Origin of the sequence: Halomonas sp. HL-93 (assembly GCF_900086985.1) — a bacterium.
In the GTDB taxonomy this organism is placed as follows: Bacteria; Pseudomonadota; Gammaproteobacteria; order Pseudomonadales; family Halomonadaceae; genus Vreelandella.
On record NZ_LT593974.1, the window covers coordinates 2,553,165 to 2,576,087 of the forward strand.

Sequence of the window (22,923 nt, forward strand, 5' to 3'; positions counted from 1 at the left end):
GTTTACTCTCCCATCAACAAGTTAGGCAACCAAAGCGAAATCGCGGGGACATAGGTCACCAACAACAGCACCGCCAAGTTGCATAGCAAAAAGGGCACGATGGCTCTTGCCACCGTCAACATAGGCAGTTTGCCAATACCCGCCACCACAAATAGGCACACCCCTACCGGCGGCGTTGTTAGCCCGATCATCAGGTTCAGCACCGCGATCACCGCAAAATGAACCGGATCGACACCCACGCCAGTGGCTACTCCCACCAAGGCAGGAAAAAGAATAATCAGCGCGGCGATGGTCTCCATAAAAGCGCCGACAAATAGCAGAATCAGGTTAAGAATAAGTAAAACGATCAGCGGGTTGTCGCTAATGGAGAGAATAAGCGCAGCGATCATCTGCGGAATCTGTTCGCTGGTAAGGATCCAGCCAAACAGGTTTGCCAACCCCACCATCAGCAGCAGTGCAGAGGAGGTCAATACAGTGTCTGACAAAATCGCCGGGAGCTTTTTCCACGACAGGCCTTTATACACATACATACCCACCACTAGTGCATAAAGCGAGGCGACAATAGACGCTTCTGTGGGAGTAAAAAACCCGCCAATAATGCCGTAGAGAATAATCACGGTCATCAGCAGCGCCCAGAAGGCCGTTTTCGCTTCGCGCAGCAGCTGCAGAAATGGTACCCGCTGCTCTTTGGGGTATCCGCGACGAACGGCCAGGATATACACCGTGGCCATCATGGCGAGTCCCATCAACAGGCCAGGAATCGCACCCGCCAGGAACATTCGACCAACCGAAATACCGCTTAGTGAACCTACGATAATCATCGGCACGCTGGGCGGAATAATCGGCCCAACGGTTGACGAGGCGGCGGTAACCGCAGCGGCAAAAGGTTTGTCATAACCCGAGCGCGCCATACCGGGGATCATCACCGAACCGATGCTGGCTGAGTCGGCCACCGCCGTGCCGGAGATACCGCCGAAAATCATTGAGCCCGCCACATTGGCCAAGCCAAGCCCGCCGCGAATATGACCTAATAATGCGTTGGAGAAACGCACGATATGTTCCGTGATATTGCCGACGTTCATCAAATTGCCGGCCAGCACAAAACCGGGAATACAGAGCAGCACAAAGGTGTCGATGCCCGCATACATCCGCTGCGGAACAATCGTCAATGAAATGCCTTCAAGCAGCAGATAAGAAAGCGAGGCTAACCCCAGCGCGAACGCAATAGGCATCCCCACCAAGAGCAGAATCAAGAAAACACTGAAGAGAATAATAACTTCCATGCTTACGACTCCTGAAGAGAGGCAGAGGAGCGACACATTGCGATAATTCCCTCAAGGCACCCTAGTACGCTGTACACCAGGAGTAGCGCAAAGGTGACTACCGTTGAGAAAAAGATATACAGCATGGGAACATGCAGCGTTGGCGAGGTCTGCATGGTGCCGTTTTGCGCATACTGCCAAGCGTAAGGCAGCACTAGATATGCAAACAGGCCAATCAGCGAACAAATTAGCACTTGAAAAGCCGCCTGCATGCGCGGCCCCAGCAGGTGGTGGAAAAGTTCAACGCTGATATGTCGGTTCTGGCGCAATACAACACCGACGGATAACGCCACCATATAAATAAACAGATAGCGCGAGAGTTCCTCAGTCCAAGCAATAGAAAACGGCAAAAATAGCCGCGAACAAATTTGCAGCAGTACCGTGACGGCAATCGCAACAAGTGCCACGACCGCCAAGGTTAGAAAACAATTATCCACCCAGCCAATCACGCGCCCAATGGGGCCTTTTAGCTTAGGCACCGCCGACATTGAATCCAGACTTTCCAACGCTTCCTGTTCAAGCGCTTTGTGATCCGAGTTCATAACCGTATCCTCATGGGCAAGCAGCCTTTGCCGTTCGAAAATGGGCCAGCAAGATGCCGGCCCATCGCCATTACCAGTTCACTACCAACGCATTACCGGCGAGCTTACAAATCCTGGATAGCGTCAAAGAGTTCACGCTGCTCGTCGGTTAAGGCCTCAAGGACAGCGGGGCGAGCTTTCTCTGCGAATGCATCGACGTCGACTTCCACAAACTCCATCCCACGCTCTTTAAGCGCTTCTTCAAGACGTTCTTGATCATCAATGAAAAGCTCAGCCTGATGATCCTGCATGGTTTGGGCAGCATCACGAACCACCTGCTGTAACTCATCAGGCATACTTTCTAACTGATTACGTCCGATCACCACATAGATCCAACTGCGCACATGGCCTGTCATGTTGACGTAGTCCTGCACCTCGTTGAAGCTGGCACTTTCGATCAGACTTAGCGGGTTTTCCTGGCTTTCTAAGGTATCTTGCTGCAGCGCAGTAAACACTTCGCTAAACGCCATAGGGGTTGGACGTGCACCCATCGCTTTCCAAGTATCAACAAATAGCGGCACGTTAGGCACGCGTAGACGCAGCCCATCGAGTTCGTCTGGGTCACGGATAGGCCGGTTGGAGGTCAGCTCACGGGGACCGCGCTCAAACCACGCCAATGGGACTAAGTTTGTCTGCTCAGTGATTTGCGCCTCAATTTCAGCGCCGATGTCACCGTTAACCGCCGCATGAAGGTGCTCGGAATCTCGAAAGGCGTAAGGTACCGCCATCATGGCGGCTTTCGGCGCCCAATTCTGTAAGCTTTCACCCGTGATGGTCATATCCGCCGTGCCCAATTGGATACTATTGATCACGTCCATCTCGTTACCGAGCTGCTCACTGGGGTAGAGGCGCACCTCGATCTGCCCATCGGAGTTCGCTTCGACTTCTTCTTTAAATTTCTCGGCGGCCTGGTGCCAAATGTTTTGCTCATTGGCTAAATGGCCGAAACGCAAAGTATAGTCTGCCGCCATCAGGGAGTGACTGCCTAATATGGCGGCCCCAAGAACGGCGCTGGTGATAAATTGTTTAATCATTTTCTCTCTCCTGCACACTGGTGTTGTAGATTGTTAATTACGCGTGGGTTGGCGTGGTTACCCTTAGGCACTGATTTGAATCAGTACCTTGCGGGCCTCTTCAGGTCGGTGATCAAGCATCTCGATGGCATTGGGCATGTCACCTAGCGGTAACCGATGGCTGACGAGCGCCAACGGATCCAACTGCCCACTTGCCATTAGCTCAAGCACCTCCGGAAACTTACGATTGTTCAGGCGCGAGCCAACCAAGGTCAGCTCTTTCTTGATCACCTCTAGCTGCACTAGCTCACTGGGCTGAACGCTAAAGCCCAGCAGACCAATGCGCCCTGCTGGCGACGCTAAACGCAGCATTTGCGGTAGCAGCGCGGGGACACAGGCCGCATCGGCAATTAGCGGCACGCCCTCACCCTGGGTTAAGGCAAGCACCTCTTTTTCCACATCTTGCTCGCGGCTATTAAGTACCTGCGTTGCCCCAAGCTGTTTTGCCGCGGCTAAACGCTCATTAATAACGTCAGTGACGATGATCTCTTCGACGCCCTTGGCCAGGGCCATCTGCAGGATCGTCAGGCCAATAACCCCGGCGCCTAAAATCATTAGCCGGTCACCAGGGTGCGGCTGCATACGATCAAGTACGTTGGCGGCAATGGTGTAAGGCTCTACTAAGGCAGCAGCATCTAGTCCGATATGATCAGGTAGGTGGTGCACATTAGCCGCGGGGACGGCAACAAACTCTTCAAAACCGCCATCGCGATGCACGCCGATCACTTCAAGCGAACTGCACACGTTGGGACGACCAATCCGGCAGGGGTAGCAATCGCCGCAGCTGATAACCGGGTCAATGCAGACGCGATCCCCAGCGGTTACGTCAAGCACCCCTTCCCCCACCGCTTCCACTACCCCGGCAAACTCGTGGCCGGTGATACGCGGAAAGCGCACAAAGGCGTTATCGCCATGGATAATGTGCATATCCGAACCGCAGATACCGGCAAATGCCACGCGCACCAGCACTTCACCAGTGGCCGCCTTGGGCGGTTCAACATCTGCCACCTGATAGTCGTGAGGTGCCTTCACCTGGAATGCTTTCATTGACGTAAATCTCCTTTCCTATGCCACGAATTCACCAATGCCCCTAGCTCACCAATGCCATAGCGTGCCGTCTTCCAACCGGTTAACCGGCAGGCTGGCGCGCTTATAGGGATATTGCTTGGCTAGCTGTTCGTCGATATCAACGCCGTGCCCCGGCGTTTCGCCAACGATGAAGTGGCCGTCTTCGAACCGGTAATCGTGAGGAAAGACCTCATCCGTAGCGCGGGTATGGGGCATATATTCCTGAATGCCAAAATTGGGCACCCAGGTATCAAAATGAATCGCCGACCCCAGGCAAACCGGCGAAAGATCCGTCGGCCCGTGGAATCCGGTACGCACGTGATAAAGCCCCGCCAAATCGGCAATTCGGCGCACATGGGTGATACCACCGGCGTGGGTCAGAGTGGCACGGATATAGTCGATCCACTGGTTTTCGATCAGCGCCTTGGCGTCATATAGGCTGTTAAAGACTTCGCCCACCGCCAAAGGTGTGGTGGTGTGTTGGCGGATGAGGCCAAACGCCTCCTGGTTCTCGGCAGGCACGCAGTCTTCGAGCCAAAACAGATGGTAGGACTCAACCTCTTTGCCTAAACGAGCGGCTTCAATGGGCGTCAAGCGGTGATGAACATCATGTAGCACGTGCAATTCATCGCCGAAGCGTTCTCGCACAGCGGCAAACAGTTTTGGCACATGGTTTAAGTATTTGCTGGTACTCCACACGTGCTCTGCGGGCAACTCGGCATCGGCGGGCTCATAAGGCTCGCCCTCTTTTTTGGCAACACCATAAATGCTGGCAATGCCTGGCACACCCGCCTGAACACGCACGGCTTTGTAGCCCTCATCCACATGTCGAGCGACTTCTTCCAGGCAGGCATCAATATCGCGCCCCGTTGCATGGCCATATACCATCACCCGGTCACGGCTCTTGCCACCTAACAGTTGGTAAAGCGGCATGCCCGCTAGTTTTGCTTTAATGTCCCAAAGCGCCATATCCACAGCGGCGATGGCAGTCATAGTGACAGGCCCACGACGCCAATAAGCGCCGCGGTAGAGGTAGTGCCATATATCTTCTATGCGCTGGGGGTCGCGCCCGATTAACGTCGGGATTACGTGCTCCTCCAGGTACGCCACCACGGCCATTTCACGCCCATTGAGCGTCGCATCACCAATGCCATATTCGCCCTGATCCGTCACAATTTTCAGCGTCACAAAATTGCGCCCCGGCGAGGTCACAATGGTATAGGCCCGCTCGATTTTCATTGGATCGCCTCCTGTAACAAGGTTTGGTTTTCTTGTACTTCGAACAAATCGGGGAAACGACGAACCAAATCGGGCATCGAGACCAAAATCTCGCGTAGATGAAGCGCCATCGCCTGCTCTGCGAGGGAGGCATCCCGCGCCTCAATAGCCGCAACGATATTGGCATGCTGCTCTACAAGCCGCTCCAGCGGGGTGCTATGGGGCACACTGAGGTAGCGCACCCGGTCAAGCTGAGCGCGGACTTCTTCAATGACTTTCCAGGCGGCGTGCTGCTTTACCCCTAGTGAAAGCGTTCGATGAAACGCTTCATCAAGGCGATAAAAACGGTCGTAATCATGGGGCTTTACACAGCGCCGCTGACGCTCCAATAAATCATGTAGCTCGGTCAGTATTGCTGGTTCAATCCCCTTTTCAGCCGCCAACTTGACTACCGCCACTTCGACCGCCTCACGTACAAAGCGAGCCTCAAGTACCGCCCGTTGAGAAATCCTCACCACATAGGTACCGCGCTGAGGCTTGACCTCCACCAGCCCTGCTTCGGAGAGTCTTATAAAAGCTTCTCGCACTGGCTGACGGCTAACCGAGAACGTGTCAGCAAGCTCTTTTTCAGATAATGCCTGGCCCGGTGCCAACACCATCTGAATGATCGATTGCCTTAGCACTTGGAATAACCGTTGGCGAACCGAGTCCGTGTCACGGGTTTCCTGCCATAGCGTTTGTAATGTCGTGTGCATAACACCTGAATCCGAATACTGGGGTCTGTGACGACTGGCGGCCACTTCTGATGTGACTAGTATGGTAGTATGGAGGAAATAGAGAAACCCCTTCGCGCTTATACTTTGGTCGCCCAGTGCCAGATGTTGTGGAGTTAGCTAAAGTGGGCTCAATAAATAATTTGAGTACCCCATGCTGGAATTTCATCAGGTATATAAAAGCTACTCGACACCTCAAGGGCCGCTACAGGTACTGGAAAATGTCTCACTTAACCTGACCGCCGGCCAAAGCTTGGCGCTAATGGGTGAGTCGGGGAGCGGAAAATCCACCCTGCTGCATCTTGCCGCAGGTTTGGACCTGCCCGACCAAGGCCACATCACACTCGCAGGTGAAAACGTTGCGTCTCTATCAGAGATGGAGCGCGCTCGCTTGCGCCGCGAGACGCTGGGCTTGGTGTTTCAGCAATTTCACTTAGTCCCCAGCCTATCGGTCATCGACAACTTGCGCTTACAGGCCCGCTTGGCCAAGCGCGACGATGCCGACTGGTCTGGCCACTTGATAGAGCGGCTAGGCCTTAAAGGGCTGGAAAAACGTTACCCAGAACAGCTCTCGGGCGGTCAACAGCAGCGCTTGGCAATTGGCCGCGCCCTGGCGCCGCGCCCCCCTCTGTTACTCGCCGACGAACCCACGGGCAACTTGGACGAGACGACCGCTAATGAGGTGCTTGAACTACTACTAAGCCTGATTCGAGAAACCCAGTGTGCGCTACTGGTCGTAACCCACAGTCCACAAGTCGCCGCCCCGCTTGACCGATGCCTGCGCCTGCGCCACGGCCAATTGATTAGCGCAATATGATGAGCAAAGGACTGCCCACGGTATTGGCAACCCTGCTTACCCACTATCGACGTCATCCGGGCCAGTTGGCGATGTTACTGCTCGGCCTGTGGGTCGCCAGCGCTTTGTGGAGCGGTATCCAAGCCATCAACGCCACGGCACGCGACAGCTACGCCCGCGCCGATGCGCTGTTTGACACTCAACTCGACCGGCTTGAGCGTCGCGATGGTGCGCCCCTTACCCGCGACGACTATCTTGCCCTTCGTCAGGCGGGCCTGTCGGTATCGCCCATGTTAGAAGGCGAATTGATCACCCAAGACGGCACAAGGCTGACGCTAATCGGCATTGATCCGCTGACCCTGCCAAGCGATAACCCGCTGGCCCAAACAGGCTCTTCTGCATCGCTAACCGATTTCCTAACGCCTCCTTGGCAAACCCGTATCGCCCCGGACGCCCTAACGGCAGTGGGGGTAGCACGTAAATACGCGACAGGCGCCACCCCAGCGCTGGCGGATGGCAAACCGCTCCCCCCACTGGTTTTAACTCCCAGCTTACCGCCCAACACGCTGATCATGGATATTGCTGCGGCGGCGCGATTACTCGAAAGCGGCACAGACATAACGCACCTCGTGGCCGCTCCAGGCGCGCTTGCTAAAGCTCCCCAGGGGTTAACACTCACCCGCGCCAGTAGCCTTGCGTCACCCGGCCAGCTTACCGAGAGCTTTCATCTCAACCTCACCGCGCTGGGGCTGCTCGCTTGGGTGGTTGGACTGTTTATTGTTCAAGCCGCACTGGGGCTTGCCTTGGAGCAGCGTCTCGGCATGCTGCGCACCCTGCGCGTGCTGGGGGTTTCAGGTCGCAGCCTGGTCCTGGCGCTCTGCTTAGAGCTGATCCTGCTTGGCCTGATCGGAGCACTTGCCGGCATTGCCAGCGGCGTATGGCTGGCACGTTTGTTACTCCCGGATGTCGCGGCAACCCTGGGTGCACTCTATGACGCAGGGGTCGGGCAATCGCTTAACTTACCCTGGCATTACTGGGTGGGCGGGCTTGCGGTTAGCCTTGCCGGGCTATTACTAGCGGGCAGCGGCGTGCTATGGCGTGCCGCACGCTTGAACGTATTGGAAATCGGCCAGATGCAGGCCTGGCGTAGCGGTTACCGGCGGCAATTAACACTAATGAGCATTAGCGGCGCACTCGCCGTGGGTCTGGCATTCGCATTTTACGGCTGGCTACATTTTCAGCGCCCTGGCGATGGCTTAGTGGCAGGCTTTGGGCTGATTGCCGCACTGCTGCTGGCCAGCGCTCTGTTGTTACCGCCCTTTTTAGCGCTGGCTCTTAAAGGACTGAGTCACCTTACTAAGCGCCGCCCACTGATTCACTGGGCACTTGCGGATATGCAACTTCAACTGCCCAGGCTGTCGCTGGCCATGATGGCACTACTCATAGCATTGGCGACCAACCTGGGGGTCAGCAGCATGGTGGGTGGTTTTCGGCTCACCTTTTTAGACTGGCTTGACCAGCGCTTGGTCGCGCCTCTGTATGTAAACGCCCCCGCCGAGCAATACGCTGACATTGACGCCTGGCTCGCGGATCGACCCGAAGTGACCGAGCGTTTGCTCACCCGGAGTAGTGACACCACCCTCATGTCGGCTAATACGCCCGAGGGAGAGCGTTCAATAGGCACCCCTATTGAGCTTTTCGGCATTACCCCTGGCGAATCACTCACGCCCCATTGGCCGCTGCTAGCGACGCAATCAGACCGCGCCTCTGCTTGGCAGGCCTTTACTGAAGGTGCGATATTTATCAATGAACAGCTTGCCATCGCCGAGAACCTAACGCCCGGAGATCGGCTAACCCTGAGCGCCCCAGGCGCCAATGAAACGCTAACGATTGCTGCGATCTACCCAGACTACGGCAATCCTAGCAGCCAAGTACTCATGGCCTCTCCCCAGCTTGCCGCAAGGTTTAATGCGCCGCCCAGTTCGATGGGGTTGGTATTGCGTGACGACGCCGATGAGGAGGCGCTGGGTAACGCCCTCCTTGAGCAGTTTAATCTGGGTAGCGATGCGCTCAGCAATCAACGCGAGGTCAAACGCATTGCCACCGAGATTTTTGAACGCACTTTTACCATTACCCGCGCCCTTAATATGTTGACCTTAGCGGTGGCGGCACTGGCGCTATTCGCCAGCCTGTTGGCCCAGGCACGCAACCGACGCCAACAGTTAGCGCCTCTCTGGGCACTGGGGGTGCCCCGGTCCCAGTTGGCCCAGTTGACCCTCGCGCAGTTGGGCGGAGCCGCGCTGGTCACTGGCCTGCTTGCCATTCCACTTGGCATTGCCATTACCTGGGGATTAGTTGCGATCATTAATGTTGCCGCGTTCGGCTGGCGGCTGCCGCTTTATCTGTTTCCCTGGGAAATGGCCGTTACCCTTGCCACTGCGATCGGCGTGGCGCTATTGGCAGCCACCCTACCCGCGCTAAGGTTCTGGCGAGCCTCGCCGCGAGCACTGCTGGCCGAAGAGGTACAGCAATGAACCGCCGACTGCTGCTAATGCTGATCACGTTGAGTCTAAGCGGCTGTGACAATGGTGATAACACTGCAAATAACGCAGGCTTCGCCGGTTTAGGAGAAGACGCCGATGGTTTTCAACACGCCCAACCTAACCAAGCGCTTAACGTTTCAGACGATTTCCCACAAGCACATGCCGCCCACCCGGATTACCGTATTGAATGGTGGTACCTCACTGCCAATTTGGAAGATGACACAGGTAAACCGTTAGGCCTGCAGTGGACGCTCTTCCGGCAGGCCCTCATGCCGCCCAGCGAACGCCCCGAACCCACGCCCTGGGCTGCTGACCAGCTCTGGATGGCCCACATGGCGATTTCCCAAGGCGAGCAGCACCAGGTGGCCGAACGCTTTGGGCGCAGTCACTCTCAAGCGGGCCTTTCTCAAACACACGATGCCCAAGCGGGCGTAACAGCTAGCCCGTTTCAGGCTTGGCTGGATGACTGGCAGCTCAAAGCGAGCGAAGAAGCCGACAACACAGCCTTCAACCACCTAACGCTCACCGCTTACAGCGGAGAAGGCGAGTCGCGATTTGGCTATACCCTGGAACTTACTGCCGAGGGACCGCTCGTGTTGCACGGTAACAAGGGGTTCAGCCAAAAAGCCGCCAACGGCCAAGGATCGATGTATTACAGCCAGCCCTTCTGGCAAATAGAAGGCGACGTCACCCTCAATGGTGAAACCAAAACGGTGAGTGGCCGCGGCTGGTTGGATCGCGAATGGAGCAGCCAACTCCTCGATGCCCGTCAATCCGGCTGGGACTGGTTCTCGATCCACCTTGATGACGGCCATAAGCTGATGGCGTTTCAGCTACGTGGCGGCGGTGACTCCGAAAAAGAGCCAGGCACTGACTATCGCTCTGGCACCTGGATTTCTCCCCAAGGCGACGCCACACCTTTGGCAACAGACGACCTTACGCTAACACCACTGGCAACCTCGGCAGTCGCTGGTCGTGACGTACCTACCCGCTGGCGCTTAGAAGTGCCGTCGGCAGGTCTTGATATGCATATCGAAGCGCCCCACGCCGACCGCTGGATGACCACCAGCGTGCCCTACTGGGAAGGCGAAGTAGTGGTCAACGACCACGCCAGCGGCGAACCGCTTGGCGAGGGGTATCTTGAGATGACGGGGTATTAAAAGAAAAGCCAACATAGCAGCGTATTTTGTATAGCTAATGACGCTTTTCGACAATTTTTTACCGCACACCGCGACACACTAGTACGTGGATAAACGACTTACTAGAGAGCGCGCCATGAATCGCAATGTCATTCTCACCTGTGCCGTTACTGGCGCGGGTGATACCACCGCCAAAAACCCCAACGTTCCCGTTTCGCCCAAGGCTATCGCAGCCTCCTGCATTGACGCTGCACGCGCAGGCGCCAGCATCGCGCATATCCACGTTCGCGACCCGGAAACCGGTGGCATCAGCCACTCGACCGACCATTTCCGCGAAGTGATGGAGCGCGTTCGCGAGGCGGATGTGGATATCGTGATGAACATCACCGCTGGCGGCGGCGGCGACTGGATTCCGGATGCCCAAGACCCGACTCGTGGCGGCCCTGGGACCGATATTCAAACGCCCGCCGAACGCCATGCGCCCGTGGGTGAGCTACTTCCCGAGCTGTGCACTCTGGACTGCGGCAGCCTCAATTTTGGCGATATGGTTTACGTCAACCCGGCTGACTGGCTGCGCGAGCACGCCCGCCTGGTGCAAGCTGCGGGGGTAAAGCCGGAGCTGGAGTGCTTTGACCTAGGTCACGTCTGGTTTGCCCGCCAGCTTCAGCAAGAAGGCTTGATCGACGGCGACCCGCTCTATCAGCTCTGTCTGGGTATCCCCTGGGGGGCCGAAGCCGACACCGAAACCATGCTGGCCATGCGCAACAAATTACCCGCTAATGCTAACTGGGCGGCCTTTGGCATTGGTCGCCATCAAATGCCCATGGTCGCCCAAGCAGTGCTACTGGGGGGACACGCTCGGGTCGGGCTGGAAGATAATCTGTTTTTAGAGAAAGGCGTATTGGCCAATAACGGCCAACTGGTAGAGAAAGCCTCGACGATTATTGAGAACCTCGGCGCCCACGTCATGACACCTGCTGAAACCCGCGCCCATCTCACGCTTCGCGACCCGTCAGGAGGTGACGCATGAGCCGCTTAGCCGTTATTGGCACCGGCGTGATCGGCAACGGCTGGATTGCCCGTGCCCTCGCCCAAGGCTGGGACGTCGTCGCGTTTGACCCAGCGTCTGAAGCGCCAGCGCGCACCCGCGCGTTTATCGACAACGCCTGGCCCTCGTTAACTCAGCTCGGCCTAGCGCCGGAGGCAAGCCCTGAGCGGCTAACGTTTGTGGCAACGATTGAAGAGGCCGTAAGCGACGCCGATCTGATTCAGGAAAACGTTCCCGAACGCCTGGCGCTCAAGCAGGAGATTCTGGCCGCCATTGACGCCGCTGCCGCACCGAAGATCATCATCGGCTCGTCAACTTCTGGCTTTAAACCTAGCGACCTGCAGCAGCAGTGCCAACAAGCGCCCGGGCGCGTGATCGTCGCTCACCCCTTCAACCCGGTATATTTACTGCCGCTGGTGGAGCTTGTGGGAGGCGAGGCCACCCAACCGGCGCAGATTGCCAGTGCGCAGTCGCTTTATCAGACGCTCGCCATGCGCCCGCTGGTGGTACGTCGTGAAATAGAGGGCCACATTGCCGACCGCTTGATGGAAGCGCTGTGGCGCGAAGCCCTGCATTTGGTCAACGATGGCGTGGCGACCACCGAAGAGATCGACGCCGCCGTAGTTTACGGCTGCGGGCTACGCTGGCCGCTAATGGGCACCTTCTTGACCTTCCACTTGGCCGGTGGCGAGCCTGGCATGCGCCATATGCTGGAGCAGTTTGGCCCCGCGTTAAAACTGCCCTGGACCAAGCTGGAAGCCCCAGAACTCACCGACGAGCTGATTGACAAGGTGGTGGAAGGCTGTGAGCACCAGGCGGCAGGCCGTTCAGTCGCTTCGCTGGATCGCCGCCGGGATGACTTTTTAGTCGAGCTGTTGGAAGTAGTGCAAAAGTACTGGCCCGAAGCCGAAGGCCTAAAAGGACGCATCTGATGATCATCTATAAAACCCATGTCGCAGCCGAATGGGTCGACTACAACGGCCATATGAACGACGCGGAGTACGCCCGCGTCTTTTCCCAGGCCTGTGAAGCGCTGATCGATCAAATCGGGCTGGATGAAGCAGGCCGCCAACACTACGGCTATACGATTTACACCTTGGAAACCCATCTTTGTTATCGCCGCGAAGCCCACCAAGGTCAGGCGCTTGATGTGGACCTAACGCTGCTCGATAGCGATACAAAACGCCTGCACGTGTTTTTCGCCATGCTTGATGATGAGGGCAATCTGCTGGCGTCCAGCGAGCAGATGCTGATGGGCATGAAGCAAGCATCAGGGCGGCCAAGTCCGTTTCCAACGAAAATTGCGAACCGCATCGAAGAACTGCCCAAAGCCAATAGTGAGGCGTGGCCCGAGTTGGCAGGCCGCACTATCGGCATCCGACGCTAGGCTATAAAAGATATACAAATGCCATGCACATAGACGCTTTTATTCAACGCTTTAGCGCAGGGCTCACCGTGATGGAGGAGCTCCCCTTGCCCCAGTCGAGGCGCGCCTATGACAAGCTTTGCCGCACGTTCGCCCCACCCGACCCAGACGGTATGCGGGTTGAAAATAGCGTTTTGGATGGTGTGGGCGTGCGCCGATTGATCCCCCAACAGCGAACACCAGGCTGCGTTCTGTTTATCCATGGCGGCGGCTTTACCATTGGCTCTGTAGAAAGCCATCACGGCCCTGCCGCCAGCTTGGTCCAGCGGCTTGAACGTGAAGTGGTCAGCGTGAGCTACCGGCTTGCGCCAGAAGTAGATTACCCCGCCATGCTGGCAGACTGCCAAGCGGTGCTAGAAGCGATTCAACCGATTGCGCTGGTGGGTGACAGCGCCGGTGGGCGGCTTGCGATAGATTTGGCGCATAGCCTCAACACAGCACCGCCATTGGGGTTAATCTATCCACCCGTTGGCGAGCTTTCGCCAGCCTGTCTGGGCGAGGACGCTGCACTTCTCTCACGAAATGACGTGTTAGGCATTTGCCAGCAGTTGCCTGCAATCATCGCTACCCAGCGGGATCACAGCCCTCCTTCCACGAGTATTGAAGTCCTCACGGTGGAGCACGACCCATTAACACGGCCTATAGAAGCCGCAGTGGCCCACTGGCAGGAGGCGGGTGCGTCGGTTGGCTATCGCTGCGCTCTGCAAATGGTCCACGGCACCCTACACGCTCATGCGCTGCTGCCTTCAATGCAAAACGCCTGGCAGGATTTCTGCCAGGCGCTTCGCAAACGTCTTGCCGACTAGACGTTAAGGGTTATGGATAGTCAGCCCGCACTTGCTCAATGGCGGACTCGCCTTCGCGGGTCTCGACGCCGTCTAGCCATTCGGCGACAGTGTCTAAGTTGTTGCCAATCCACTCACGCGCAACCTCATCCGCCGGGCGTTCTTCGTAGCTATACTCGTGCACCCAGTCGTTTTGATCGCCGATCGCCACTTCGTATTGAGAGAGGAAACGATGTAGCTGAGGGTCTTGCTCTGCTAGGCTAGTGGGCACAATCGTCCAAACGGTGCTTTCGATTTGCGCGACACCGGAATCGTCGGCATCCTCAAGATACGCTAAATCAAAGCTCACGTTCATCCAGTGGGGCTCCCAGCCGACAAACGTCACCCACTCTTCATCGGCCATTTTTTGCTCGGCCTGGGCGAGCATGGCGGATGTGGAGCTCTCGCGCAGATCCCAATCACCTAGCCCTGCACTGTCGTTATCTATCGCCTTGAGTATTGCTTCATTAATGCCGGTACCCGCCTCGATACCCTGAATTTCACCATCGAAACGGTCACGATGGGCATCCAGGTCGGCTACCGACGTAACCCCGGCGTCATAGACATACTGAGGCACTACCAATCCTGAATTGGCGCCTTGAATATTGGAAACCAGCTTTTCGACTTTATCATCGGCCACCAACGGCTCCACCATATCGGTTTGAACCGGGTACCAGCCGCCTAAATAGACATCAATGTCGTCACGGGTTAAACCTTCAAGAATGACGCTTACCGCCAACTCGCGCTGGCGTGTTTCATAGCCCATGGCCTCCATGAGTTGCGCCGCCACTTCCGACTTGACGGTAACGCCAGGCCACGGCGGCACCCCAAAACGCACCTCATCAAGCTCCGCCATGGCAGGAGCGGCGGCAAACGTAGAGAATAAGAAACCGGCTTTTAACGATAAAGACTTGGCAGTGGTAGACATAGGGCTAAAACCTCTTATTAATTAGGTATAGCCAGTATGCGCGCCTTGCTGCCAACTAGTAGCCATTAGCCGACACTTACTAGTCATTAAACGCCGCCCAGGCGTTAAGCGTCTTTTTCTTCTGTTGCGCAACGCACTTGCCGTGGTGAGAGGCCATAGTAGGCGCGAAACGCACGCGAAAAGCTGGACGATGAACTGAAACCACACGCCAACCCCACCGCCAGCACCGCCAAATCGGTTTCTGCCAACAGCCGCCGTGCGCGCTTAATGCGCAGCTGCAAATACCATTGACGCGGGGTGGCATTCAATTCTTGTTCGAAGAGACGCTGCAACTGCCGCACCGACACATCCACACGACGAGCCATCTCTTCAAGCGTCAGCGGCTCCTCAAGGTTCTGCTCCATCAGTGCCACTGCCTCCACAACACGGCGGTTGTGAGTGCCCAAGCGTTTCACCAATGCCATGCGCTGCTGGTCGCTGCGGGTTCTAATGCGGTCATGAATAAGCTGCTCAGACACATCGATAGCCAATTTCGCACCATGCCGCCGTGCAATCACTTCCAGCGCCATATCCATCGCCGCCGCTCCACCGGCGCAGGAGAAACGACGCTCGCCCAACTCGTACAACTCATCGGTGGTATCAATACCCGGAAAGCGCTCGCGAAAAGCGGGCAGACTTTCCCAGTGCAGCGCCACCCGCTCGTGCTTTAGCAGCCCGGTAGCGGCAAGCAAAAAAGCGCCGGTATCAATACCGCCCAAACAGCAGCCCGCCTTATCTAACTGATGAAGCCACGCCATTAACGGCCGAGTAAGATGCGCCTCGGGAGTGAAACCACTGCATACCGCCAGCGACGGCAAATGGTGGACCTCTCGAGTAGCCTGATCCGCCATCAGCGTCATGCCATTCGACGCGGTTACCGGCCCGCCGTCAGCACTAATCAATGTCCAATCAAACAGTGGGCGATTGGCAATACGATTCGCAATGCGCAGCGGTTCGACCGCGGCAAAGAAGGCCATCATCGAAAACTGCGGCAGCAGCAAAAAACCGACCATTTCAGGCAACGGGCCCTGATAACTTAGACGCATAAAAAATGCCCACGGTCATTATGTTGGTATCAAAAAGCGTCTATAGCCTAGCGCGTTACGCAGCCAACGTCAGCGAGACATAGTGAACGGAGATAGTGTCAGAGTGGCAAAATATGGGTTAATCACTAAAGGATAGGCAAATAGAATGACGTGGCGTCCCTGGCAGGAGTCGAACCTGCGACCTGCCGCTTAGGAGGCGGCTGCTCTATCCTACTGAGCTACAGGGACTTATGAGGAGCGGCAGTATAACGCTTAGGCCAACGTAGGCCAAGGCAATGCGCTATATCCAGCCGAGCAGCCGCAGCGCGAAAATACCGGCGGTAACCGTCACGCTTGCCATCAGGGTGGTAATGGCAATGATGTTCGCTGCTAACGAGAAATTGCCACCAATCGCCTTGACCATTACAAAGCTTGCGGCTGCTGTGGGGCTAGCAAAGAACAGGAATAGCAAGCCTAGTTCGCGGCCCGAAAAACCTGCAAACCAGGCAGCTCCGGTCGACAATACCGGAAGAATAACCATCTTCATTACGCTGGCACTTAACGCGACCTGCTGGCTTTCTCGCAGGCTTCTCACCGACAGGGTCGCCCCGATGCAAATCAGCGCCAGCGGCAACGTAAGAGAAGCAAAATAATCACCTGATGTCATTAACCAACGGGGCAACTGAACTGACCATGCGGTGAATGGCAAGGCGGCCAACACGGCGATGATCAACGGGTTGGTGCAAATTTTCCAGAGCAGGCTGCGCCAATCCGTTGCCTGACCGGGTTGATACATTGCCAGCACCACCACCGAGAGTACGTTATACGTCACAATGACAACGCCTAATAATAGACTTCCCGCCGAAAGACCATAGTTGCCATACATGCCCGCGGCCAAAGCCAGCCCCACCACGCCACAATTACCGCGAAAGGCTCCCTGAACGTACACACCGCGTTCTTCACGCGGGACCCGGAAGCTCGCCCAGCCCCAACTCAAGGCACATTGGCACAGGGTCGCCAACGCGAAGAACACCAAGAGCGGCACATCCAACGCCACAGCCAAGTCAGCTTTTATCAAGCTTAAAAAAATCAATGTCGGTAAGGTGGCTTTGAAGACTAAGGCAGAAGCGGTCGTCACGAATGCTCTGTCTATCCAGCCAAGCCGCTTTAAACCTAAACCTACAAATACCATGGCAAAAACAGGCAGGGTGACATCAAGCGTGCGGGCAAACAGCTCAAATAGACTCACGGTCAACAATCTCTTTTGCTGAATTCAAATATTAAGGCGCTGCATCTGCTTATACTCTACCGTACCGTTGACGGAGATTTATCGACTGGCTGGACAGCGATGGCAGCATAAGAGAAAGTGTTCCAAAACGCGCATATAACAGACAGGTTACCCATGGTATCACTCCTCGGAAGCCATAATGAAGCGCAGCGTTTGTTTACACTAAAACGCTACACCTTGGGTGATCGCTCTGCGGATCCTGAGCTTGACCGCATCACTCGCTTGGCCGCCACGCTTTGCCAGGCCCCTATGGCGTTAATTACCCTGGTCGACGAGCACCAAACATGGTGCAAAAGCAAGTATGGCAACGCCGTAAGCTTCACCCAACGTGAGCATTCATTCTGCACTCACACTCTCTCGTCAGCCTCGCTTCTCGAAGTTCCTGATACTCAACAAGACCGCCGTTTTCAGCGGCTCCCACTGGTCACTCAGCCCCCAGGCATCCGCTTCTATGCAGGAATGCCCTTAATAACTGAAAACGGCTACGCGATTGGTTCGCTCTGCGTGATGGACACGGTGCCACGCCAGTTAACCACCACCCAGAGCGAGCTCTTAACCCAGCTCGGTACTAGCGTCGTATTAAAGCTTGAGCACCACTTAACGTCTCGCGCCCAGCATGCCACCAGTAAAGCAGGTATCGGCGTTTGGGAGATGGACATTCCTAGCCGCGTCACACATTGGAATGACGTCATTAACCAGCTATATGGCATTGGCGAAGAAGACGATATTGATATATTCCAGCGCTTAAATGTCTACGTCGAGGAGGATAAAGCACGCTTAATTCAGGCGTTGAATGCAGCGGTTGAGCACAAGCGAGCATTTAATGACACCTTTCAGCTGATCACCCCGCAAGGACTTCAGCGCTGGGTTCGTATTACCGGCCATCCCATAATGGTCAACGGCAGCGTTGTTCAGTTAATCGGCACCATGATTGATGTGACGCCACGCAAACGCGTCGAAAGCCAGCTTTTAAAGCAGCAGGCGTTGGAGCGCGCGATTATGCGCGCCCAAGCAAGCTTTATTGATGAAAGAGAAAACACGTCTGCGCTCAATCATCTGCTAGACGATTTGCTGGCGCTGACTGATAGCGAATATGGCTTTATTGGCGAAGTTCTTAAAGATGAGCAACAAGCCCCTTACTTGGTTGCCCATGCCATTACCGACATAACCTGGGATGACGAATCGCGCCGTTTTTATGATCAAAATGCCCCCAATGGCATGATCTTCAGCAATCTGGACACGCTGTTTGGCCATGTGATGCGCCATGAGGAGGTAGTGATTGCCAACCAGCCTGACCAAGACCCGCGGCGGGGTGGGCTACCTCCCGGCCATCCTCAGCTAAAAGCTTTTTTAGGGGTGCCGATCCATTTGCACGGCCACTGTATCGCCATGATTGGCTTGGCGAACCGCCCCAATGACTACGACAGGGCTCTAGTAGATTTTCTAGCCCCGCTGTTGGGTAGTATCGGGCAACTGGTGAACAGTCTTCGCATCAACCGCCAGCAGCGAGACGACCAAACTGCCATTTCCCGTCTCTCGATGGTGGCCAAAAAAACCAGCAACGGCGTGGTCATTACCGATGCCCAAGGCCGTATTGAGTGGGTCAACGAAGGATTTACCCGCTTAAGTGGTTACACACTTGACGAAGCGCTGGGCAAAACACCTGGAGAGCTATTGCAGGGTCCGCAGACTAACCCAGCCACGATTGCGAGGATTACCAAAGCACTCCAGCAGAAACGCGGCTTTGAAGAGGAGGTGCTCAATTATCGCCGGGATGGGTCGCGCTACTGGGTGCATATCAGCTGTAATCCGCTGCCCGATAGCGATAACGGTAACGCAGGCTTTATTGCCATCCAGTCCGATATTAGCGACACCAAAGCCCACGAAGAAGCCCTGTATAAAGCCGCCAATATTGATGAGCTAACCGGGCTCGCCAACCAGCGTTTAGTGAAAGAACAACTGGCTCAATATACCGATGGGGCCACGCACGACAATGCCGTTAGCATTCATGTTTTAAATCTAGATGATTTTAAACGACTCAATGAGTTACTCGGTTATCAAGCGGGAAACGACGTGCTGGCAGGCATCGCCAGACGTTTGGAGGGGCTAACCGGCATCACGGGGTTCTGCGGGCGTTTAAGCGGCGATGAATTCGCTGTAGTGACGCAACCACCTATCACCGCGGCCAGCTTACAGCGCCGCATTCACGACACATTTTACTTAGCAGGCCAGGCTATCAAGATTACCACCTGCGTGGGCACGACTACCTACCCGCAGGACAACGTAGACACCGACACACTTATCCGACATGCGTACCAAGCCCTCTACCAAGCAAAAACCCTCGGGCCCGCACAGAATGCCATTTACAACCCGGATGAAGAACAATCCACGCGCAGCAAACAAAAGCAGCGCAATGCCATACGCTATGGCTTAAAGAATGGAGAGTTTGTGCTTTTTTATCAGCCACAGGTTAACCTTCAATCCCACTGTGTGATTGGGGTCGAAGCGCTAATCCGCTGGCAGCACCCAGAAAAGGGCCTACTCTCACCAGGCGCTTTTCTGCCGTTAGTCGAAGGCACTGATTTGGAATATGACGTCGGCGAGTGGGTCATCGAAACTGCGCTCAAGCAGCAAACGCTTTGGCAACAGCAATCCATTTACATGCCCATCAGCGTGAACATCAGCCCACGGCACTTATTGCACCCCGGCTTCTTGCCGCAGTTGCAGACTTTGCTTGCCGCCTACCCACACATTGAACCACGGCAGTTATCACTGGAAATTTTGGAGTCGGCCACGCTTGATGATATGCAGGCCGCATTGGCGGTGCTATCTGCCTGCAAGGCATTAGGGATTGACGTTGCCCTTGACGACTTTGGTACAGGCTATTCCTCGTTGGCCTATTTTCGCCATTTACCCGTGCAACTGATCAAAGTCGACCGCGACTTTGTCCGCGATATGCTAGACAGCCAGAATGACCGGGCGATAGTGGAAAGCATAGTGTTTCTAGCCAAAAAGTTTTCACGCCCGGTCCTGGCAGAAGGCGTCGAAACAATGGCGCATGCTAGCGCGCTGCTGGCATTAGGCTGCCACTTGGCCCAGGGCTATGGCATTGCCCGCCCCATGCCCGCGTTGGATATCCCCCAATGGTTGCAGCAGTGGAAGTTAACAAGTTGATATCATTCAAAAAGCTGGATAGCGCTTGGGCTATGCTCTTCATGTAGCCTGATCACCACGCCATTACGGCCTTTATCCTTGGCTGCGTAACTCCCGGCATCAGCGCGCGCCAACGCTTCATCAGTGCTTCCATCGTCTTCGTGAAAGGTGGTAACCCCAATACTCAGCGTTACGCTATATTCTTTACCTTCATGAACCACCGAAATTTCCCCCACTGACTGACACAAGGATTCGGCGATCTTTTGCGCTTGGTTCAGAGTACAGCTGGGCAGCAAAACACCAAATTCATCGCCGCCTTGGCGGGCAACATGATCACTACGGCGCACTTCCCAAGCGACCACTTGGGCGATACGCCGCAGCATTTCGTCACCCAGTGCATGCCCACCTTCATCGTTAATCGGTTTGAAATGATCAAGGTCAAACAATAATAGCGCCGAGGGCGTGCTGGTTTTTTGAAATTCGGCAAAAGCATCATCAAGCCGCCGCTCAAAACCACGCCGGTTAAGCAACCCGGTTAGCGGATCATGCTCAGCTTCCCAGCGCTGAATAGCCTCTTGCTCACGCCGCTCGGTAATATCTTTGACGACGCCTACCAAACCCAACGAATGGCCACCCTGGGAGAGCATCACCACCCGAGCATGTACATCCAGCCATAGCGTTTCATTATCGCTACGCACAAAACGAAACTGGCGGACAAAATCACTCCCGGTTTTGAGGCTATGTTTCCACATATCGATAGCTCCGCCCCGATCATCGTGATGAATTTGATGCAGCCAGGCGTTCGTCGGCGCATCCGACTGGATGCCGAGCATGTCGAGAAGCGACGGATTCATATAAGTAATATCGCCGTCAAAATTGGCGACAAACATTCCTTGCGGGGTAGCATTTAGCACAGAGTCGAGAAAAGCTTCACGCTCTTGGAGGTTAGCCATCAATACTTGGCGCTCGTCCTCCACGCGGTTGAAGGTATGCGCAACGCGCTGCAACTCTTGCAAATTAGTGCCTAGCTGCACTCGCTCGCGTTCACCGCGCCCCACTTGGCCAATCTGCTTGGCTAAATGTTTTAACGGCGACAACATACGGCGCAAAATTAACCAGAGCACCGGCAGCATCAGCAACGTCAGTGCGACTCCCAGCCACCATAGTCGCTTTAAAAAGCCGCCTAGCGGCTCTTGGGCTTGCTCACTGGGCAAATACAGGCCTACTACCCAATTCGCTGGCCAAACCTGCCCATAGGACTGAAAACCAAGCTGGCCGTTAAGCAACGCACCAACGGCCTCACCTTCCCAACCATCTAATGCCAAACCCAGCCAAGGATTAAAATCGCTGTCCGGCACCTCGGTCATAATCAGGTCGCGATTAGGGTGATAGAGTATTTTTCCAGAGGCCGTCGCCACCCCCGCGTAGCCTTGTTCGCCTAGCCTAACCCGCGAGAGCCGATCAAAAATCCCACCGGAATCCAGACTGACAACGCCGCCTACAAAGCCGTTGAAGTTCCCCTGCTGATCAATGCGCGGCACGCTAATCAATATCATTGGCATCCCGCTACCACGCCCCACAAACGGCTCACTAACGTAAGGCTTTTGCGAGCCGCGCAGTATTTTAAAATATTCAAGCTGGGCGGTGTCTAACCCTTCACGTCCTTCAACATTCGGCCAATCGGCGATCACCCGCCCTTCTGCATTGGCGACCACCACACCTTCGAACCAAGCCATTAGCGCTTCATTACGCTGTAACGTCGAATCTATCGCGTCGTCACTAGCATCTGCTTCAAGCTGGGTGTTTAGCCGGCTTAACGCATCAATGCGTGCGTCTACTTGCTCAGTGACCTCATCGGCAAGCAACGTCGACTCATAGCGCAAGTGCGCCATATTGGTGGCCTTCACCATGGCACTGCCTAGCTGCCACGCCATCCCCAGCACCAGCATCACGACCAGTAGCCAGGTAACGGCTAGCCCCATCAGCATCCGGTTCTGAAGCGAACCGATACAGGATTTGCGTTTTAACCAGCGAGCCAAACCCACCCACCCCGCTTACCTTGCCGAATATTCAACATTTCACCTTTAAGGTTTTTTTATCGTGTGTGCTTATAGTACCGTTGTATGAGCCTCCACCACAAAATAATTACCTACCGATAATCAACGACCGCTAATGATCAAGCCTCTTCTCATCAGGCACATGGGGCTCGAAATTGTTGCAAACCTCATGCCGATGTTCGCTAGGCGAACACTGTGCGGCACCCTATTATGCATCAGCCCTTCTTCTCACTCCCAGCAGGCATTACCTCACCTGTTCTTCTTAGACCCAAAGAGCAGCCCCCTGAAGATACGCTGAGGTGTAGAAAAGGAGTGCCGTGCTGAAAGCATTTATTCAAAAAAACGCAACTCACGATAAAATAACAATCAATTAACCTTAAAAAAGACTTTTTTATAAGTAAACTTACCAAATAAAAAATTAACAATATCTAATATTTAAAATACTTAAAAAATTATTAGCGTGCTAATACGTTGAATGAAATGGAGAAAGTTCCTCATCCTTTTGTCGTAATCTTATATTCACCCAATTGTAACTTCACTTTAAGCTCGCTATGTTAGCTCCAGATAGCAAACAGCGTTCGCCTCTTGGGCTAGTTGGCTATCTAACTAAACAACAACAAAC

General features: G+C 55.1%; 18 protein-coding genes and 1 tRNA gene. 8 read left to right on the plus strand and 11 right to left on the minus strand.

Annotated features, from left to right (window positions below):
• Positions 1-2 precede the first annotated feature (2 nt).
• The 6 genes from GA0071314_RS11895 to GA0071314_RS11920 form a co-directional block, all read right to left on the minus strand.
• Positions 3-1,283, minus strand: coding sequence for a TRAP transporter large permease (locus GA0071314_RS11895; RefSeq protein ID WP_074396845.1), 1,281 nt, complete (start codon positions 1,281-1,283; stop codon positions 3-5).
• A 2-nt stretch (positions 1,284-1,285) separates the two neighbouring features.
• A complete protein-coding gene (locus GA0071314_RS11900) occupies positions 1,286-1,864 on the minus strand; it encodes a TRAP transporter small permease (protein WP_074396846.1) in 579 nt (192 codons plus the stop codon).
• Between the two features lie 104 nt (positions 1,865-1,968).
• Positions 1,969-2,937 carry a TRAP transporter substrate-binding protein gene (locus GA0071314_RS11905; protein ID WP_074396847.1) on the minus strand — a complete coding sequence of 323 codons (969 nt, stop codon included), beginning with the start codon at positions 2,935-2,937 and terminating at the stop codon, positions 1,969-1,971.
• A gap of 63 nt (positions 2,938-3,000) precedes the next feature.
• On the minus strand, positions 3,001-4,023 hold the full coding sequence (locus tag GA0071314_RS11910; protein WP_074396848.1) for a Zn-dependent oxidoreductase: 1,023 nt from the start codon (positions 4,021-4,023) through the stop codon (positions 3,001-3,003).
• A 48-nt stretch (positions 4,024-4,071) separates the two neighbouring features.
• A complete protein-coding gene (gene manD / locus GA0071314_RS11915) occupies positions 4,072-5,283 on the minus strand; it encodes a D-mannonate dehydratase ManD (protein ID WP_074396849.1) in 1,212 nt (403 codons plus the stop codon).
• Positions 5,280-6,017, minus strand: a complete 738-nt coding sequence (locus tag GA0071314_RS11920) for a GntR family transcriptional regulator (RefSeq protein WP_074396850.1) — start codon at positions 6,015-6,017, stop codon at positions 5,280-5,282. Before GA0071314_RS11920 ends, manD begins: the two co-directional genes overlap by 4 nt.
• A 172-nt stretch (positions 6,018-6,189) precedes the next feature.
• Here GA0071314_RS11920 and GA0071314_RS11925 point away from each other — a divergent pair, with 172 nt between their 5' ends.
• The 7 genes from GA0071314_RS11925 (at position 6,190) to GA0071314_RS11955 (ending at position 13,793) form a co-directional block, all read left to right on the plus strand.
• Positions 6,190-6,852, plus strand: coding sequence for an ABC transporter ATP-binding protein (locus tag GA0071314_RS11925; RefSeq protein WP_074396851.1), 663 nt, complete (start codon positions 6,190-6,192; stop codon positions 6,850-6,852).
• A complete protein-coding gene (locus GA0071314_RS11930) occupies positions 6,849-9,365 on the plus strand; it encodes an ABC transporter permease (RefSeq protein ID WP_231896449.1) in 2,517 nt (838 codons plus the stop codon). The genes GA0071314_RS11925 and GA0071314_RS11930 overlap by 4 nt, the downstream gene beginning before the upstream one ends.
• Complete coding sequence (locus tag GA0071314_RS11935; RefSeq protein WP_074396852.1) at positions 9,362-10,534, plus strand: lipocalin-like domain-containing protein; 1,173 nt, start codon at positions 9,362-9,364, stop codon at positions 10,532-10,534. The genes GA0071314_RS11930 and GA0071314_RS11935 overlap by 4 nt, the downstream gene beginning before the upstream one ends.
• A gap of 115 nt (positions 10,535-10,649) precedes the next feature.
• Positions 10,650-11,543, plus strand: a complete 894-nt coding sequence (locus tag GA0071314_RS11940) for a 3-keto-5-aminohexanoate cleavage protein (protein ID WP_074396853.1) — start codon at positions 10,650-10,652, stop codon at positions 11,541-11,543.
• Entirely contained in the window at positions 11,540-12,493 is a 954-nt protein-coding gene (locus tag GA0071314_RS11945; RefSeq protein WP_074396854.1) for an L-carnitine dehydrogenase, read from the plus strand. Before GA0071314_RS11940 ends, GA0071314_RS11945 begins: the two co-directional genes overlap by 4 nt.
• Complete coding sequence (locus GA0071314_RS11950) at positions 12,493-12,948, plus strand: thioesterase family protein (protein WP_074396855.1); 456 nt, start codon at positions 12,493-12,495, stop codon at positions 12,946-12,948. Before GA0071314_RS11945 ends, GA0071314_RS11950 begins: the two co-directional genes overlap by 1 nt.
• 23 nt (positions 12,949-12,971) lie before the next feature.
• Positions 12,972-13,793 (plus strand): alpha/beta hydrolase, encoded by an 822-nt coding sequence (locus GA0071314_RS11955; RefSeq protein ID WP_074396856.1) that lies wholly within the window; start codon positions 12,972-12,974, stop codon positions 13,791-13,793.
• A 10-nt stretch (positions 13,794-13,803) separates the two neighbouring features.
• On the opposite strand, the gene GA0071314_RS11960 is transcribed toward GA0071314_RS11955, so the two are convergent.
• The 4 genes from GA0071314_RS11960 to GA0071314_RS11975 form a co-directional block, all read right to left on the minus strand.
• Positions 13,804-14,739, minus strand: a complete 936-nt coding sequence (locus tag GA0071314_RS11960; protein WP_074396857.1) for an ABC transporter substrate-binding protein — start codon at positions 14,737-14,739, stop codon at positions 13,804-13,806.
• A gap of 104 nt (positions 14,740-14,843) precedes the next feature.
• Positions 14,844-15,824, minus strand: coding sequence for a GlxA family transcriptional regulator (locus GA0071314_RS11965; protein ID WP_074396858.1), 981 nt, complete (start codon positions 15,822-15,824; stop codon positions 14,844-14,846).
• A gap of 151 nt (positions 15,825-15,975) precedes the next feature.
• Positions 15,976-16,052 (minus strand) — tRNA-Arg (locus tag GA0071314_RS11970).
• Positions 16,053-16,104: 52 nt separating this feature from the next.
• The gene (locus tag GA0071314_RS11975; protein WP_074396859.1) at positions 16,105-17,052 is read right to left on the minus strand and encodes an AEC family transporter; all 948 of its coding nucleotides are present in this window, start codon (positions 17,050-17,052) and stop codon (positions 16,105-16,107) included.
• Positions 17,053-17,205: 153 nt separating this feature from the next.
• On the opposite strand from GA0071314_RS11975, the gene GA0071314_RS11980 reads away from it, so the two are divergent.
• On the plus strand, positions 17,206-20,265 hold the full coding sequence (locus GA0071314_RS11980) for a sensor domain-containing phosphodiesterase (RefSeq protein WP_074396860.1): 3,060 nt from the start codon (positions 17,206-17,208) through the stop codon (positions 20,263-20,265).
• Positions 20,266-20,267: 2 nt separating this feature from the next.
• Here GA0071314_RS11980 and GA0071314_RS11985 read toward each other — a convergent pair whose 3' ends face one another.
• Complete coding sequence (locus GA0071314_RS11985) at positions 20,268-22,232, minus strand: diguanylate cyclase (protein ID WP_074398520.1); 1,965 nt, start codon at positions 22,230-22,232, stop codon at positions 20,268-20,270.
• Between the last annotated feature and the right edge of the window lie 691 nt (positions 22,233-22,923).

Bases quoted from the DNA above. Each gene is read 5' to 3' on its own strand.
- GA0071314_RS11950 (WP_074396855.1), top strand. From the start codon at position 12,493: ATGATCATCTATAAAACCCATGTCGCAGCCGAATGGGTCGACTACAAC.
- GA0071314_RS11905 (WP_074396847.1), bottom strand. From the start codon at position 2,937: ATGATTAAACAATTTATCACCAGCGCCGTTCTTGGGGCCGCCATATTA.
- GA0071314_RS11910 (WP_074396848.1), bottom strand. From the start codon at position 4,023: ATGAAAGCATTCCAGGTGAAGGCACCTCACGACTATCAGGTGGCAGAT.
- GA0071314_RS11900 (WP_074396846.1), bottom strand. From the start codon at position 1,864: ATGAACTCGGATCACAAAGCGCTTGAACAGGAAGCGTTGGAAAGTCTG.
- GA0071314_RS11935 (WP_074396852.1), top strand. From the start codon at position 9,362: ATGAACCGCCGACTGCTGCTAATGCTGATCACGTTGAGTCTAAGCGGC.
- GA0071314_RS11980 (WP_074396860.1), top strand. From the start codon at position 17,206: ATGGTATCACTCCTCGGAAGCCATAATGAAGCGCAGCGTTTGTTTACA.
- GA0071314_RS11940 (WP_074396853.1), top strand. From the start codon at position 10,650: ATGAATCGCAATGTCATTCTCACCTGTGCCGTTACTGGCGCGGGTGAT.
- GA0071314_RS11925 (WP_074396851.1), top strand. From the start codon at position 6,190: ATGCTGGAATTTCATCAGGTATATAAAAGCTACTCGACACCTCAAGGG.
- GA0071314_RS11985 (WP_074398520.1), bottom strand. From the start codon at position 22,232: ATGCTGATGGGGCTAGCCGTTACCTGGCTACTGGTCGTGATGCTGGTG.
- GA0071314_RS11960 (WP_074396857.1), bottom strand. From the start codon at position 14,739: ATGTCTACCACTGCCAAGTCTTTATCGTTAAAAGCCGGTTTCTTATTC.
- GA0071314_RS11920 (WP_074396850.1), bottom strand. From the start codon at position 6,017: ATGCACACGACATTACAAACGCTATGGCAGGAAACCCGTGACACGGAC.
- GA0071314_RS11965 (WP_074396858.1), bottom strand. From the start codon at position 15,824: ATGCGTCTAAGTTATCAGGGCCCGTTGCCTGAAATGGTCGGTTTTTTG.
- GA0071314_RS11895 (WP_074396845.1), bottom strand. From the start codon at position 1,283: ATGGAAGTTATTATTCTCTTCAGTGTTTTCTTGATTCTGCTCTTGGTG.
- GA0071314_RS11945 (WP_074396854.1), top strand. From the start codon at position 11,540: ATGAGCCGCTTAGCCGTTATTGGCACCGGCGTGATCGGCAACGGCTGG.
- GA0071314_RS11930 (WP_231896449.1), top strand. From the start codon at position 6,849: ATGATGAGCAAAGGACTGCCCACGGTATTGGCAACCCTGCTTACCCAC.
- manD (WP_074396849.1), bottom strand. From the start codon at position 5,283: ATGAAAATCGAGCGGGCCTATACCATTGTGACCTCGCCGGGGCGCAAT.
- GA0071314_RS11955 (WP_074396856.1), top strand. From the start codon at position 12,972: ATGCACATAGACGCTTTTATTCAACGCTTTAGCGCAGGGCTCACCGTG.